This is a genomic window from Aeromicrobium panaciterrae, from assembly GCF_031457275.1.
In the GTDB taxonomy this organism is placed as follows: domain Bacteria; phylum Actinomycetota; class Actinomycetes; order Propionibacteriales; family Nocardioidaceae; genus Aeromicrobium; species Aeromicrobium panaciterrae_A.
In genome coordinates, this window is the sequence record NZ_JAVDWH010000001.1 from 412,171 (window position 1) to 425,886 (window position 13,716).

Consider the following 13,716-nt stretch of genomic DNA (forward strand, 5'->3'; position numbering starts at 1 on the left):
GTCTCTCGCACCGTAGCGGCTTGGCGCTTGCAACGGGTGAACGCCGCATCACGTTTGGCTAAAGGACTCCGCGCGGTCACGAGCCCACTCGGTCAGTGTCTCGGCACAGCCTGCGTCGAGCTTGATTGTGGCAAGGTCGTCGCCGCGGGTGGTTCCGCGGTTGACGATCACGATAGGTATGCCACGCGCCTTGGCTGCTCGTACGAATCGCAGACCTGACATCACCTGCAGCGAAGACCCGAGCACGACGAGCGCCTGTGCGTTCTCGACAAGCTCGTAACACTCGGCCACGCGGTCCTTGGGTACGTTCTCGCCGAAGAACACGACGTCGGGTTTGAGTCGACCGCCGCAGGCCGCGCACGGAGCGACGTTGAAGGTGTCGGTCTCCTCAAGCAGTACGTCGCCATCGGGAGCCATCACCGCGTCGATCTGGTCGAAGCCCGGATTGAGAACCAGCAGCCTCTGGTGAAGATCGCCGCGCGAACTGACCGATCGGCAGTCCAGGCAGATCACCCGATCGATGCGACCGTGCAGGTCGATCACGCCGGGGTGGCCAGCGCGGCCGTGCAGTCCGTCGACGTTCTGGGTGATCAGCCCGTCGAGGCGGCCATCGCGGTCCATCTGGGCGAGCAGTCGGTGCCCGGCATTGGGCTCGGCTCGCCGCATTCGGCTCCAGCCAATGTGTGCTCGCGCCCAATAGCGCTGCTGAGCCGCAGGGCCTTTGATGAAGTCCTGGAATGTCATCGGCATCCGGGCCGGTGCGCCCGGGCCGCGGTAGTCCGGGATCCCGGAATCGGTCGACATGCCAGCGCCGGTCAGGACGAGCAGTCGCCGATCGCCGAGCACATCCTCCATGCCTCAAGGTTACGTACGCGGTCCAGCAGACGCTCAGGATCCAGCGAGCTCGATCAGCTTCTTGACCGTATTCAGGTTGCGGGCAGTGCCCGGCACCTTGAGCGCGCGGCCGATCGAATCGGACTTCATGTCGGGGCGCCCGGCACCGTTGGCGTACTTGATGTGCATCTCCGTGCCGATGATCGCCCATTGATCGCTTCCGGTCTCGTACGTCTCTGCCTTGGCGATCGCCTCGGCGGACGGCTTCTCGAGGAGGAAGGTGACGTACGAGTACTTCGGCTCGTCGACCGAAAACGGATGCGCCTGGAGCGCCTTCTCGACTTGCGCCGGCGTACGCGAGATCGACTCGCGGAAGAAGCCGAACCCCGTCTCGATCGCTTTCTCCAGTTCCCGATCGAACTCGTCGGCGTCGCCAGGTACGTCGGCGATCAGGTTGCCCGAGGCGATGTAGGTCGACACATCGGTGGCGCCCAGTCCTTCGGCGATCTCGCGCAACCGAGCCATCGGCAGCTGGGCGGGGCCGACGTTGACGGCACGCAACAGGATGATCCGCTTGGCCATGGACTCAGTATGTCTAGCGAGTCATCAAGGCGAAGAACACGACGACGAGCACGATGCTGAGGAATCCACCGAGCAGCGGCCACACCCAGGGCCGTCCGCCCCTGCGTGCCGAGACGAAGATCAGAATGGGCACCACAACGATCAGCCCCAAGAGCGCGAACCAGAAGCTGAACAGCACCGTGCTGAAGTAGTCGCCGTTGCACACTGCCGGCTCGTCCTCGACGCTCCCGCAGGAGTCGGTCGCGAAGACCGAGAAGATCCCGAACACACCAAGCACCAGGTCGAGGAGCAGCTGCGGGACGTACAACAACCACGCGACGAGCTGGCTCGAGCGCTGAGGTGCGACAGGTTGACTCATGCCGGGACGGTATCGCCTTTCAGAGTCGTGCAGCGAGCTCCGTCGCCTGCTTGATGGCGCGCTTGGCGTCGAGCTCAGCGGCGACATCCGCTCCGCCGATCACGTGCACTGGCTTGCCGAGCGCCTCGAGCGGTTCGATCAGATCGCGTACGGACTCTTGACCTGTGCACAGGATGATCGTGTCGACGTCGAGGATGCGGCTCTCCTCGTTGTCCTCACCCTTGTGAAGGGTGATGTGCAAGCCGGAATCGTCGATGCGGTCGTACGTGACGCCCTTGATCATCTCGACGCCGGAGTCCTTGAGCGTCTGGCGGTGCACCCAGCCGCTGGTCTTGCCGAGGCCCTTGCCGAGCTCGGAGTTCTTGCGCTGGAGCAGGAACACCTCGCGCTTCGGCGGTGCCTTGAGCTTGGTGGCGAGACCGCCACGCTCCAGCGATGGATCGGTGACACCCCAGCGCTCCATCCAGTGCTCGATCGATTCGTCGGCACTGTGCAGCAGGAACTCGGAGACGTCGAAGCCGATACCGCCGGCACCCATCACGGCAACGCGCTTGCCGACGGGAGCGCCATGGCGGATCACGTCTTGGTAGTTGACGACACTGGCGTGGTCGACGCCGGGCAGGGACGGAATGCGAGGCTCGACGCCTGTCGCAACGACAACCTCATCGAACTCTGCGAGCTGGTCGACACCAGCGCGTACGCCGAGGTGCAGCTTGACGCCGGCGATCTCCATGCGACGTGAGTAGTAGCGGATCGTCTCCTTGAACTCCTCCTTGCCGGGGATCTGCATCGCCAGACGGAACTGGCCACCGACCTCGGGCAGGGACTCGAACAGCTCGACACTGTGGCCACGGCCACCGAGCTCGGTTGCGGCAGCGAGTCCTGCCGGGCCAGCGCCGACAACCGCGATCCGCTTGGCCGTGCGAGTCGGCGACAGGATCAGCGTTGTCTCGTAGCCAGCGCGCGGGTTGATCATGCAGGTCGCGCGCTTGTTCTTGAACGTGTGGTCGAGGCAGGCCTGGTTGCAGGCAATGCACGTGTTGATCTCGTCGGCACGATCCTCGGCCGCCTTGTTGACGAAGTGCGGATCGCTGAGCAGTGGCCGTGCCATCGACACAAGGTCGGCTTGACCAGAGGCGATGATCTCCTCGGCGATCTCGGGGGTGTTGATCCGGTTGGATGCCACCACCGGAACCGAGACCTCGGGCTTGAGCTTGCCGGTGACCCACGCGAATGCGCCACGAGGCACGGACGTAACGATCGTCGGGATACGAGCCTCGTGCCAGCCGATGCCGGTGTTGAGGATGGAGACGCCAGCTGTCTCGAGCTTCTTGGCGAGCTCGACGGTCTCGTCCCAGCTCTGAGCGTCATCGACCAGGTCGAGCAGGCTCATGCGGTACATCACGATGAAGTCGTCGCCGACCGCCTCGCGTACGCGCTCAACGATCTCGACCGGGAAGCGCATGCGGTTCTCGGCGCTGCCGCCCCACCGGTCGGTGCGGTTGTTGGTACGCGCGGTGATCATTTGGTTGATCAAGTAGCCCTCGGACCCCATGATCTCGACGCCGTCGTATCCGGCCCGGCGTGCAAGCACCGCCGACTTGGCGAAGTCGTTGACGGTGTCGTCGACCTCTTTGGTCGACATCGCCTTCGGCTTGCCGAACGGAGTGATCGGCGAGGGCTTGGACGATGCAGCCCGCTTGAACGGGTGGTAGCCGTAACGGCCGGCGTGCAGGATCTGCATCGCGATCTTGCCGTCGTGCTCGTGCACTGCGTCAGTCACCAGACGGTGTTTGTCGGCGAGCTTCGTCGACGTCATCAGTGAACCGAACGGGAGTAGCCAACCGTGACGGTTAGGCGCATAGCCGCCGGTGACCGAGAGTGCGACGCCACCCTTGGCGCGCTCGGCGAAGTACGCCGCGAGCTCGGGCAGGTGCTTGGCGCGGTCCTCGAGGCCCGTGTGCATTGAGCCCATGATCACGCGGTTGCGCAGCGTGGTGTGGCCGAGGTCGAGCGGCTCGAGCAGGTGCGGGTAGGGACTGGTCATGAGCTGGCTCCTGAAGCCTCGGCGACGATCTGGTCGAACTGTGCGGACATGGCGGTGGCGAGGGCGTTGGCGCCGGACAACGGGCGGACCATCACGGTCAGCTCGCTGACGAGTCCGGCGTCATTCGTACGGATGAGGTCGATCCCGTTGACGCTGACTCCGTCGACGACGGTCTCGAAGACCAGCGCCGACCCGCCGCCATCTGCATCCGCGAGTTCGCGGACGTACCGGAACTCGGTGAACACGCGACCGACACCTCGAAGGATCGCGGCAACGATCGGCTTGCCCTCGTACGGCTTGAACGCAACGGGGCTGCGAAACACGACGTCCTCGGCGAGCAGCTCACCGAGTCCCTCGAAGTCACCTGCCTCAACGGCAGCGCGGAACTCTTTCATCGGATCTCCTGTGATGGGATGAGGATGTGATTTCCAAGACGAGTGCCCGGTTCCTGATCGTTGCGGGCGTGTTCAACGTGGTGATCTGGCCGCGATTTGCGAAAGCCATAGTTGATGACGACCGCGCGTGGGCAGGCGAGCAGTGGCACAGCACTCCGCAGGCGTTCTTCTGGGTGCATGCGGTGCTCATCACGACCGCGATCGTGATCGGGCTGGGTGTGCTCGCGGTCGGCGTTCGCGCTCATCGCTCCGCCTCAAAGGCCTGAAGGATTTCGTCGCACCAGGCCATCCCGGTCTGCTCGGCAAGGATGCCGCCGCGCAGCACAAGGTAGGCACCGAGCTCGTCCTCGCGCAAAGATGCCGGCTCGGGATAGTGCCGTTGTGCGCTGGCTTCGTAGTACGCGATCTGGGCTTCATGGGCGGCGCGACGTACACGTACATCGGCGAGCACGGCCTCGCGATCGCCGAACTGGGTGCCGCGAAGCTTCACGGCGAATTCGCTGCGGAGCGGTTCGATCGGCGTCGGTACGGATGACCAGCGCATCAGCTCATCGCGACCTTCGTTGGTGATCGAGTAGACCTTCTTGTCCGGACGGTTGTCCTGGGCGACGAGGTGCGACTCGACCCACTTGTCGGACTCCATACGGCCCAGCACCTTGTAGATCTGCTGGTGGCTGGCCTTCCAGAAATGCCCGATCGACGCGTCGAAGCGGCGCGCCAAGTCGTATCCCGACGCGGTCTTCTCCGCGAGGGACACCAGGATCGCGTGCTCCAGAGCCATGCGGAGACCGTACTATGCAACGCGTTGCTATGCAACTAGTTGCAACGGTATCGCTGTGAGCCCTTCATACGGCACGCTGGTGCAACTTCCACGGGCATCCGCACGGGCGCCACGACCTAGGAGCACTCGATGGCCATCCGCCTCCGCCTCACCACACTCGTTGTCGCTTCGACCTTTGCCCTCGTCGGCTGCGGTGGCGGCTCGGACGCCAAGGACGACGTCTCCGACTTGTCGGCCACAGCGCTGCTCGCGAAAGCCAAGAAGGTGGTCGCGGCTGAAGAGTCCGTCACGATCGAGGGCGACGGTGTCGATGATGGCACCGAGATCGCGATCGACATGAGCTACTCCGGCGATACAGCGTCCGGAACGATCGCAGTTGATGGTGCGGAGTTCCAGCTGTTGGGCGCGGACGGCAAGGCCTACTTCAAGGCGACCGACGACTTCTACCGCGCGAGTGCCGGCGAGGCTGCCGAGCAGATCATCGCGCTGATCGATGGTCGTTGGGTGCTGGCGGATCCGGCCAACCCGGACTTCGCTGACCTCGCTTCGTTCGTGTCCAAGAAGGACTTCTTCGGCGAGCTGCTCAAGCCCGACGGAAAGGTCACGAAGGGCAAGGGCAAAACGATCGACGGTGTCGAATGTGTCGCACTCAAGGACGACTCGAATGGCACGTTCTACTTCGCCAAGGATGACGGTCGGCCGATCAGCCTGATCAGCACGGGCGACGACGGCGGAACGATGACGTTCTCGTACGACGACGTGGAAGAAGCCTTGGCCCCGACCGCTGAAGAGATCGTCGACCTCGCGGAGCTCGGCTAAACGCACTGCGTGGGGCACCTGACAAGATCGGCGCATGGCCTACTTTGCGACGACCTACCGCTACAACGACGACGTTGAACGGAGAGGTGAGGTGCGCCCCGCGCACCGCGACTACCTCGCTGGACTGACTGAGCGCGGTCAGCTGCAGGTGTCGGGTCCGTTCTCGGACGGCGAGCCTGGTGGTGCGCTGCTCGTTTTCGTCGCCGATACCGCGGCTGACGCTCGCGCGCTGATTGACGCCGATCCCTTCGTGCTCGACGGTCTCGTCGCGGAGGTTGTGGTTCGTGAGTGGACGCCAGTGTCAGGAGTGCTGGCTCAGCAGTTCTGAGCGCTCCACGAGGTTCTTACCATTTTCATAACCTGTTCCAGTTCGCGTCGTTGAAGTAGTCACCGTCTGCCCAGCGATGCCCAGGAGCACCCAATGTTCGGTTCTAAATTCGTTGCACGTGTGCTCGGACTCGTTCTGGTGGGAGGTGTCCTCGGCATCTCAGGCGCAAACGCGCACGTCGAGCGCCCGTCGTACTGGCCGAACCCGGCGGCGGATTGTTCGATCAAGCCCTGTGCGGGCGGCAAGGTGCCAGTAGCGCGTTCTCTGTCGTCGGCGCTCGATACGAAACTTGTGGGCAAGACTCGCGTCGTCTGTAAACCCAACTCCTTGACCCTCCTCCGCACGTCGATCTCGAAGGCGCGGAAGTCGGGCTACTACATTCGGCCCACAGACCATCGCTCCTTGAGCAAGTCCTCGGCAGACTCGTTGCTGTCGGCCAACAAGAAGCTGTTCAAGCTGTGTGACTACCGAGAGATTCAGGCGGCGGTGACTGCGTCGCGCAACAATGACCGCGTCGTGATCATGCCGGGTCTCTACCTGGAGGAGAAGTCGCGCTCCAAGCCGACGTTCGACCCTGCTTGTGAGAAGTACAAGACGGCTGCCGACTCGGGTGACCCGAACGCGCTGTCGCACGCCTACCAGGTCAACTGCCCGAACGACGCCAACCTTGTTGCAGTGATTGGCCGAGGCGTGGGTCCCGGCCAGGACCCCTCTCCTGCCTTGGTGGATCGCCACGGAATCCCCAACCTTGGCAAGTGCATTCGCTGCAATCTGCAGATTGAAGGTTCAGGCGTCAGCGCCGACGACGTCATCGTTGAAGCAGGCGACCCAGCCGCTGGCAACGGTGGCCCATCAGCTGTCGGACACAAGAAGGATGTCGGCATCTTCTTCGATCAGGCGGATGGCGCTGTTCTGCGTAAGGTCACTGTGCGTCACGCGGCCGAGCACGACATCTACGTCTTGGAGACGGAGGGCTACCTCCTCGACCAGTTCAAGACCTACTACGGCGGCGCCTACGGAGTGCTGACGTTTGTGGGTGACCACGGACTGATGAAGAACTGTGAGGCCAAGGGCAATGGCGACTCGGGCCTGTACCCGGGCTCGGGAGCCAAGACTTCTGCCGGACGTGACACCAAGATCTATCCGAAGTTCCGTTACAGCCAGGAAATTCGCGACTGCGACAGCCACCACAACAACAGTGGCTATTCCGGGACCAACGGCAACGGCACGCACATCGTGCACAACAACTTCTACGACAACGCCCTGGGCTTCACGACTGACGTGTTCACTGCGCCCGGACACCCCGGTTTCCCGCAGCAGGGCGATCTGGTCGAGGACAACAACTTCTACTCCAACAACTTCAACCCCTACATCGCTGGCTCGGATGTCCGACCGTATGTGGCGGCGCCAGTCGGTACCGGTCTGTGGATTGCCGGCGGCAACGACAACATCGTCCGCAACAACCACTTCTGGAACAACTACCGCCGCGGCGCCATGTTGTTCTCGGCGCCTGACGCGATGGTGTGCGGTCCCGTGATCGGCTCGACCACTCCCGTTCCGGGATGCGACACCACGAAGATCTCGACCTCCTACAACAACTCGTTCAGTGGCAACGTGATGGGCGTTGCGCCTGATGGGACGACCAAGCCCAACGGCGTTGACTTCTGGTGGGACGCGTTCCCGACCAACACCGGCAACTGCTGGTGGGACAACGTTGGCCCTGGCGGCAAGCCGGCCACATCTTCGCCGAGCAGCCTTCCCAACTGCAGTGACGGCACGAACCCGTCCTCGAGTATCGGCCTGGGCAACGTCGTCAACGAAGCCGAACTGGTGGCCTGTTTCGTCGGATTCGAAGTCACGGGCTACCCCAATGGCAACTCGACCCTGTGCGACTGGACCAAGACGCCTCCTGCGCCGAATAGCGCGAGCACGAGCACGAGCACGAGCTCGAGTGCCCAGAGCGGAACTGACGCTCTGCGTAAATCGGCCTTCTTGTCCTTCTGCAAGCGAGGCTGGGGCAACAATGTCTGCGAGCCGTTCGTCGGCGAGCGCACTCCGACGGTTTCGCCGTTCACCAAGGCTTCGCCGGCCAAGGTTGCGCCGCAGACTGCGCGTCACGCTCTGGGTCTCTACAGCTGCGCTGATTGGACCACCGCATCGAAGGACCTGAGGGCCTCGCTGCTTTCACGCCTGCACGATTGGGTGGGTGGACCGATCGAGGGTTCAGGTCTCCTCGGGTTCGGCACCGTTTTGCCCACGGCCCAGGCGGCGACGTTCTTCGATCACCGATGCGCTCCCGGGTCGATGGAGAACATGGCGCTCTACAAGCTGTACGGAATGGCAGCAGCGTTCTCGGGAGTTTCTCCCTAGTTCCGGAAAGCCGATTTAGTGCCGTAGACCACCCGAAACCGTAGTTGTTTCGGGTGGTTTGCGCGTGTTGTGCGACTTTCTTGCGCGTTGTCATGGCAGTGACGGAGATCACGTGTAACCATCGATGAAACTCCCAACTGTGACCCAGGAGGTCACCATGAAACACAGAAGCTATGCACTGCGCATATGCGCGGTATTGGCGGTGACTGCGGCACTGACACTGGCGCCCAGCACCGCATTTGCTGCGTGTGATCCGGCGACTGCCGGCAATGACTTCATCAGCTGCGACGGCGCGGATGACACGGTCAGTGGCGACCCGGACCCTGCCGTCCCCGGTGGGAATGACGAAATCGATGGTGGCGATGGCGAAGACCAGATTCAGGGCGACGCCGCGACCACCGTCCTCGGTGGCAACGACGACCTAGATGGCGGCGACGGGGATGACGAACTCCTCGGCGATGGCTCGATCACGGTCATCGGTGGCAACGACGACCTCGATGGCGGCGACGGTGACGACGTGATCTCCGGCGATGGTGTCTCAACCAACGTCGGCGGTGATGACGAAATCTTTGGCGGCGACGGTGATGACACCCTCAACGGCGATGGCGCGATTGTGATCGTCGGTGGAGCCGATTCGATAGACGGCGGCGACGGCGACGACGACATCCATGGTGATGGCTCAGTCGTAGACGTCATCGGTGGCAACGATGAAATCCTGGGTGGCGACGGCGACGACACCATCGATGGCGATGGCGGCGACGATGACATCCTCGGCGACAACTTCTTCACCATCATCGGTGGCGACGACGACATCGACGGCGGTACCGGCGACGACCACATTCACGGCGATGGGTTCCTCTTCACCGCAGTTGGTGGCGACGACGAGATCGACGGCGAGGACGGTGACGACCGGATCTCGGGCGACGGCGGACTCACGTTCGTCGGCGGCGACGACCTGATCGACGGCGGCATCGGTGACGATCTGATCGTCGGTGACGGCTTCATCACCGTCGTGGGCGGCGACGACACCATCGATGGTGGCGACGGCAACGATGAGATCTACGGCGATGGCTACCTCGGCGAGTTGGTCGGCGGCAACGACGTGCTCAACGGTGGCCTCGGCGACGACGAGCTCTTCGGCGGCGCCGGCAACGACCTGCTGTGTGGTGAAGAGGGCGTCAACCTTCTGGTAGGCGGAGACGGTATTGACCTTGCATGTGCGGTCGATGACGAAACCACCCAGGATGCCGGCGTCGAAGGCGTGTTCGACTTGGCTTTCAATGACGAGCAGTTGGACGACGAAGGGGATGAGACGGAGCCGTTGCGCTACAGGATCGTCTCGACCTCCGATGTCGTCGACGCAGTCATCGACGAGCTGACGGGCATGCTGACCTTCACGGCGACCGACGATGGCACGGTGGTCTACGAGGTGTTCCGCACGCTCGATGGCATCGACGTGATCGTCTCGCAGGCGACGTTGTTCATCGACGTGCCAGAGGAAGAGCCTGAAGAGGGTGACGTGGCACCGGCTGAGACCGCGCTGCTGCCCAACACAGGTGCTGGCGACACTCGGACGCAGGGTGCCATTGCGGCCGTGCTGATCCTCGGTGGCATCGGCCTCCTGTTCGGTAGTCGGCGCAAGCCGCGAGACCGCCAGCCAGTGGCTGACGGCCCCGATGTCCTCACCACCGGCGCAGTCGAGAGTGTTCTCGAGTCGTCGGCGCGTCAGGTGCAGATCATGACCGCGCATCACGTCGCGGTCGTGCGCGAGAGCGCTCAGCGAGGTGTCCGATTGATCGACCCTGCGGGGTCGGGTGGCCATCTCGAATCGCGCAGACACCGAGAATTGCAACTCGTCTAGCTGGAACCTTCAGCACGACACAACTCGAATCGAGCCCCATGCCGGAAGGCATGGGGCTCGGTCGTTTGTACGAGGTCGGTCAGGCCGCTTGGTCGGCTTCGGCGGCGACGGCCGAATCAACGGTGTTCTTGACGACGCGGACGATGAGATCCGGGTCGTCGACCATCGGTACGTGGCCGCAGTGCGGCAACGCCACATGGCGTGCATTGGGCAGTCGCTCCGCTGCGATCGCTGAGGAGCTGTACGGCAGGATCAGGTCGCGTGTCCCCCAGGCGATCGTCGTGGGTACCGGAACCTGCTGTTTGAAGGAGTAGCGAGCGCCCGCGAGGATCGTCTCCTCGAAACCGGTGGCGCGCTTGAGTGACAAGGCGTCGCCGTACACCTCCTCAGCGGAGAACCGTTCCGGATGGACGTAGAGCGTCGCGCCGGCGAGCTTGCGTCCCCAGGCCTGCTGGGAGACGAACTTGAGCACACGGTCGGGAAGCTTGCTGCTGATGCGCAGCATGATCAGCAGAACGAATGTCTGCACGCGGTTGAGGATGCCGAAGAAGCCGGCTGGGCTCAACGCGGTGACTGAACTGACCGCTCCGCGGGCTCCGAGCTCGAGGGCGAGTGCGCCTCCAAGGGAGTTGCCGACAACGTGGGGCTTCTCGATGCCCCAGGCGGCGAAGTTGTCGGTGAGGTTCTCGACCGCGTTGTGCATGTTGTACTTCACGCCTTTGGGGTACTCCGCGGATTCACCGAATCCGGCAAGGTCGACCGCGATCACGTCGTACGACTCGGCGAGCTGCTCGAATACGGGGTCCCACGCCTGGCGGCGGTGGCCGATGCCGTGGATGAGGACGAGCGGTTCGCCGGATCCCTTACGGGAGTAGGCCAGTTCGGAATGCATGCGTCGGTTGCCTTTCGGGCGGTCCTTGGAACGTGACATTCATGATGACACATAGACGTACCGTCAGTATGTGACCTGCGGCACCTTGAACCGTGACAGTACAACTGTCACAATCACGCAGTGACTACAACCGAACGCACCGGTCCACTCGCTGGCGTACGCGTCGTGGAGCTCGTCGGAATCGGGCCTGGCCCGTTCGCAGGCATGCTGCTCGCCGACTTGGGCGCCGACGTCATCCGAGTCGATCGACCCGGCGGCAACGCCCTCCAGGTCTCCGTACCGGAGAAGGACATCCTGAGCCGCGGGCGCCCGTCTGTTGCCGTCAACATCAAGGATCCGCGTGGCGTTGAGGTCGTTCTCCAGCTCGTTGAGAAGGCCGACGTTCTGATCGAAGGCTTCCGCCCTGGAGTCACCGAACGCCTTGGACTCGGCCCCGACGACTGCTTCGCCCGCAACCCGAAGCTTGTCTACGGACGTATGACGGGATGGGGCCAGCACGGACCACTCGCGCATACCGCCGGACACGACATCAACTACATCTCGATCGCGGGGGCACTCGACACGATGGGCCGCGCGGGAGGTCCTCCGCAGATTCCACTCAACCTGCTCGGCGACTTCGCCGGCGGTTCGATGTACCTCGTCACAGGTGTGCTGGCGGCACTTCTCCATGCCAAGTCGACGGGTCAGGGCCAGGTCGTGGACGCTGCGATCACCGATGGTGTCGCCCACCTGCTGGCCATGCCGATCGGCATGATGCAGGTCGGCTCATGGAATGCCGCACGTGGCACCAACCTCCTCGACTCCGGCGCTCCGGTCTACGACGTGTACGAGACGTCCGACGGTCGGTGGATGTCGGTCGGCCCGCTCGAGCCGCAGTTCTACGACGCCATGGAAGTGGTGCTCAAGGCGGCGATCCCCGGTCTGGAGTTGCCTAGCCGCTGGGAGCTCGAGGAGTGGCCTGCACTCAAGAAGGCTCTCGACGAGGCATTCCGCACCAAGACCCAGGCCGAGTGGACGGCGCTGTTCGACGGCACCGACTCCTGTGTGGCACCGGTCGTACCGATCGACGAGGCCGCTGCGCATCCGCACAACGTGGCCCGCGGTACGTACGTCGAGCACGACGGCCTTGTGCAGCCGGCGCCCGCACCTCGCTTCTCCGAAACTCCCGCCAACCTCACCACTTCGCCGGTGAAGGCCGGCACCAACACGGCCGAGGCGCTTGCCGCCTGGGGCATCCCTGACATCGATTCACTCCTTGCCGACGGCATTGCCGTTCAGGCCGACTGAAAGAGCTCCCATGAAGCGCACCATTTTTGAAGCCGACCATGACTCGTTCCGCGACACCGTCCGGGCGTTCTGCGAGAAGGAGATCGCTCCTCACCACGAACAGTGGGAGAAGGACTCGATCGTCCCGCGTGACGTATGGACCAAGGCCGGCGAGCTGGGCCTGCTCGGCTTCATGATGCCGGAGGAGTACGGCGGAGGCGGCATGCACGACTTCCGCTTCAACGCAGTCCTGCAGGAAGAGGTCACCCGAGTTGGCGGCAGCGGAGTGGGGTTCGCGATCCAGACCGACCTCGTCTCGGGCTACCTGCTGAAGTACTGCAACGACGAGCAGAAGGCTCGCTGGTTCCCGAAGTTCTGCTCCGGCGAGATGATCACCGCAATCGCCATGACCGAGCCCGGCACCGGCTCGGACCTGCAGGGCATCCAGACCTCTGCGGTCAAGGACGGCGACGAGTACGTCATCAGCGGCGCGAAGACGTTCATCACCAACGGCATCAACGCCGACTTCGTGATCGTCGTCTGCAAGACGGATCCGGAGGCAGGCGCCCTCGGCTTCTCGCTGATCGTCGTCGAGCGGGGCGCTGAAGGATTCGAGCGCGGCCGCAACCTCGACAAGATGGGCCTCAAGGCGCAGGACACGGCCGAACTGTTCTTCGACAACTGCCGCGTGCCGACGTCCAACCTGTTGGGTGAAGAAGGACAGGGCTTCATCTACCTGATGGACAACCTGCCCCAGGAGCGCATGACGATCTCGGTCGTGGCCGCAGCTGCCTGCCGCCAGATGATTGACATGACGGTCGACTACGTCAAGGAGCGCAAGGCGTTCGGCAAGCCGATCGGCTCGTTCCAGAACAGCCGCTTCGTCCTGGCCGAGCTCGAGACCGAGCAGCAGATCGCTCAAGTCTTTGTCGACAAATCGATTACCGAGCTCAACAATGGCACGCTGACTGTTGCCGAAGCTGCAATGGGCAAGTGGTGGACGAGCGAGTTGCAGAAGAAGACGGCCGATCAGTGCCTCCAGCTGTTCGGCGGATACGGCTACATGACCGAGTACCCGATCTCGAAGGCGTACCTCGACACCCGCATCCAGACGATCTACGGCGGCACGACCGAGATCATGAAGGAGATCATCGGCCGCGGAATGGGCCTCTAGTCTGTGGGC

14 protein-coding genes are annotated in these 13,716 nt (G+C 63.4%); 7 read left to right on the forward strand and 7 right to left on the reverse strand.

Annotated features, from left to right (window positions below; all coding sequences use genetic code 11):
- Positions 1-48: 48 nt before the first annotated feature.
- From J2X11_RS02085 to J2X11_RS02105, 5 genes are read right to left on the reverse strand one after another with little or no spacing between them, the layout of a single operon-like run.
- A complete protein-coding gene (locus tag J2X11_RS02085) occupies positions 49-855 on the reverse strand; it encodes an NAD-dependent protein deacetylase (protein ID WP_309966144.1) in 807 nt (268 codons plus the stop codon).
- A 33-nt stretch (positions 856-888) separates the two neighbouring features.
- Positions 889-1,416: a DUF1697 domain-containing protein gene (locus tag J2X11_RS02090; protein WP_309966147.1), complete on the reverse strand. Its 528-nt coding sequence runs from the start codon at positions 1,414-1,416 to the stop codon at positions 889-891.
- A 13-nt stretch (positions 1,417-1,429) separates the two neighbouring features.
- Entirely contained in the window at positions 1,430-1,774 is a 345-nt protein-coding gene (locus J2X11_RS02095) for a hypothetical protein (RefSeq protein WP_309966149.1), read from the reverse strand.
- 19 nt (positions 1,775-1,793) lie between these two features.
- Complete coding sequence (locus tag J2X11_RS02100; RefSeq protein ID WP_309966152.1) at positions 1,794-3,821, reverse strand: NADPH-dependent 2,4-dienoyl-CoA reductase; 2,028 nt, start codon at positions 3,819-3,821, stop codon at positions 1,794-1,796.
- Positions 3,818-4,216 carry a nuclear transport factor 2 family protein gene (locus tag J2X11_RS02105; protein ID WP_309966155.1) on the reverse strand — a complete coding sequence of 133 codons (399 nt, stop codon included), beginning with the start codon at positions 4,214-4,216 and terminating at the stop codon, positions 3,818-3,820. The genes J2X11_RS02100 and J2X11_RS02105 overlap by 4 nt, the downstream gene beginning before the upstream one ends.
- A 26-nt stretch (positions 4,217-4,242) precedes the next feature.
- Between J2X11_RS02105 and J2X11_RS02110 the strand changes: the two genes are divergently transcribed.
- Entirely contained in the window at positions 4,243-4,482 is a 240-nt protein-coding gene (locus J2X11_RS02110; protein ID WP_309966158.1) for an SCO4848 family membrane protein, read from the forward strand.
- On the opposite strand, the gene J2X11_RS02115 is transcribed toward J2X11_RS02110, so the two are convergent.
- Positions 4,458-4,997: a PadR family transcriptional regulator gene (locus J2X11_RS02115; protein ID WP_309966160.1), complete on the reverse strand. Its 540-nt coding sequence runs from the start codon at positions 4,995-4,997 to the stop codon at positions 4,458-4,460. The two genes, J2X11_RS02110 and J2X11_RS02115, sit on opposite strands and share 25 nt — an antisense overlap.
- A gap of 129 nt (positions 4,998-5,126) precedes the next feature.
- Here J2X11_RS02115 and J2X11_RS02120 point away from each other — a divergent pair, with 129 nt between their 5' ends.
- From J2X11_RS02120 to J2X11_RS02135, 4 genes are all read left to right on the forward strand, one after another.
- On the forward strand, positions 5,127-5,816 hold the full coding sequence (locus J2X11_RS02120) for a hypothetical protein (protein ID WP_309966162.1): 690 nt from the start codon (positions 5,127-5,129) through the stop codon (positions 5,814-5,816).
- 34 nt (positions 5,817-5,850) lie between these two features.
- Positions 5,851-6,144: a YciI family protein gene (locus J2X11_RS02125; protein WP_309966164.1), complete on the forward strand. Its 294-nt coding sequence runs from the start codon at positions 5,851-5,853 to the stop codon at positions 6,142-6,144.
- Positions 6,145-6,237: 93 nt separating this feature from the next.
- Positions 6,238-8,514, forward strand: a complete 2,277-nt coding sequence (locus J2X11_RS02130; RefSeq protein WP_309966167.1) for a right-handed parallel beta-helix repeat-containing protein — start codon at positions 6,238-6,240, stop codon at positions 8,512-8,514.
- Positions 8,515-8,671: 157 nt separating this feature from the next.
- On the forward strand, positions 8,672-10,375 hold the full coding sequence (locus J2X11_RS02135; protein ID WP_309966170.1) for an LPXTG cell wall anchor domain-containing protein: 1,704 nt from the start codon (positions 8,672-8,674) through the stop codon (positions 10,373-10,375).
- A gap of 79 nt (positions 10,376-10,454) precedes the next feature.
- Here the strand turns inward: J2X11_RS02135 and J2X11_RS02140 are convergent, their stop codons facing one another.
- Positions 10,455-11,267: an alpha/beta fold hydrolase gene (locus J2X11_RS02140; RefSeq protein WP_309966172.1), complete on the reverse strand. Its 813-nt coding sequence runs from the start codon at positions 11,265-11,267 to the stop codon at positions 10,455-10,457.
- A gap of 120 nt (positions 11,268-11,387) precedes the next feature.
- Between J2X11_RS02140 and J2X11_RS02145 the strand changes: the two genes are divergently transcribed.
- Both J2X11_RS02145 and J2X11_RS02150 read left to right on the forward strand, forming a co-directional pair.
- A complete protein-coding gene (locus J2X11_RS02145; RefSeq protein WP_309966175.1) occupies positions 11,388-12,554 on the forward strand; it encodes a CaiB/BaiF CoA transferase family protein in 1,167 nt (388 codons plus the stop codon).
- A 10-nt stretch (positions 12,555-12,564) separates the two neighbouring features.
- Positions 12,565-13,707, forward strand: a complete 1,143-nt coding sequence (locus J2X11_RS02150) for an acyl-CoA dehydrogenase family protein (protein WP_309966177.1) — start codon at positions 12,565-12,567, stop codon at positions 13,705-13,707.
- Positions 13,708-13,716 lie beyond the last annotated feature (9 nt).

Bases quoted from the DNA above. Each gene is read 5' to 3' on its own strand.
- J2X11_RS02085 (WP_309966144.1), bottom strand. From the start codon at position 855: ATGGAGGATGTGCTCGGCGATCGGCGACTGCTCGTCCTGACCGGCGCT.
- J2X11_RS02090 (WP_309966147.1), bottom strand. From the start codon at position 1,416: ATGGCCAAGCGGATCATCCTGTTGCGTGCCGTCAACGTCGGCCCCGCC.
- J2X11_RS02095 (WP_309966149.1), bottom strand. From the start codon at position 1,774: ATGAGTCAACCTGTCGCACCTCAGCGCTCGAGCCAGCTCGTCGCGTGG.
- J2X11_RS02100 (WP_309966152.1), bottom strand. From the start codon at position 3,821: ATGACCAGTCCCTACCCGCACCTGCTCGAGCCGCTCGACCTCGGCCAC.
- J2X11_RS02105 (WP_309966155.1), bottom strand. From the start codon at position 4,216: ATGAAAGAGTTCCGCGCTGCCGTTGAGGCAGGTGACTTCGAGGGACTC.
- J2X11_RS02115 (WP_309966160.1), bottom strand. From the start codon at position 4,997: ATGGCTCTGGAGCACGCGATCCTGGTGTCCCTCGCGGAGAAGACCGCG.
- J2X11_RS02120 (WP_309966162.1), top strand. From the start codon at position 5,127: ATGGCCATCCGCCTCCGCCTCACCACACTCGTTGTCGCTTCGACCTTT.
- J2X11_RS02125 (WP_309966164.1), top strand. From the start codon at position 5,851: ATGGCCTACTTTGCGACGACCTACCGCTACAACGACGACGTTGAACGG.
- J2X11_RS02130 (WP_309966167.1), top strand. From the start codon at position 6,238: ATGTTCGGTTCTAAATTCGTTGCACGTGTGCTCGGACTCGTTCTGGTG.
- J2X11_RS02135 (WP_309966170.1), top strand. From the start codon at position 8,672: ATGAAACACAGAAGCTATGCACTGCGCATATGCGCGGTATTGGCGGTG.
- J2X11_RS02140 (WP_309966172.1), bottom strand. From the start codon at position 11,267: ATGCATTCCGAACTGGCCTACTCCCGTAAGGGATCCGGCGAACCGCTC.
- J2X11_RS02150 (WP_309966177.1), top strand. From the start codon at position 12,565: ATGAAGCGCACCATTTTTGAAGCCGACCATGACTCGTTCCGCGACACC.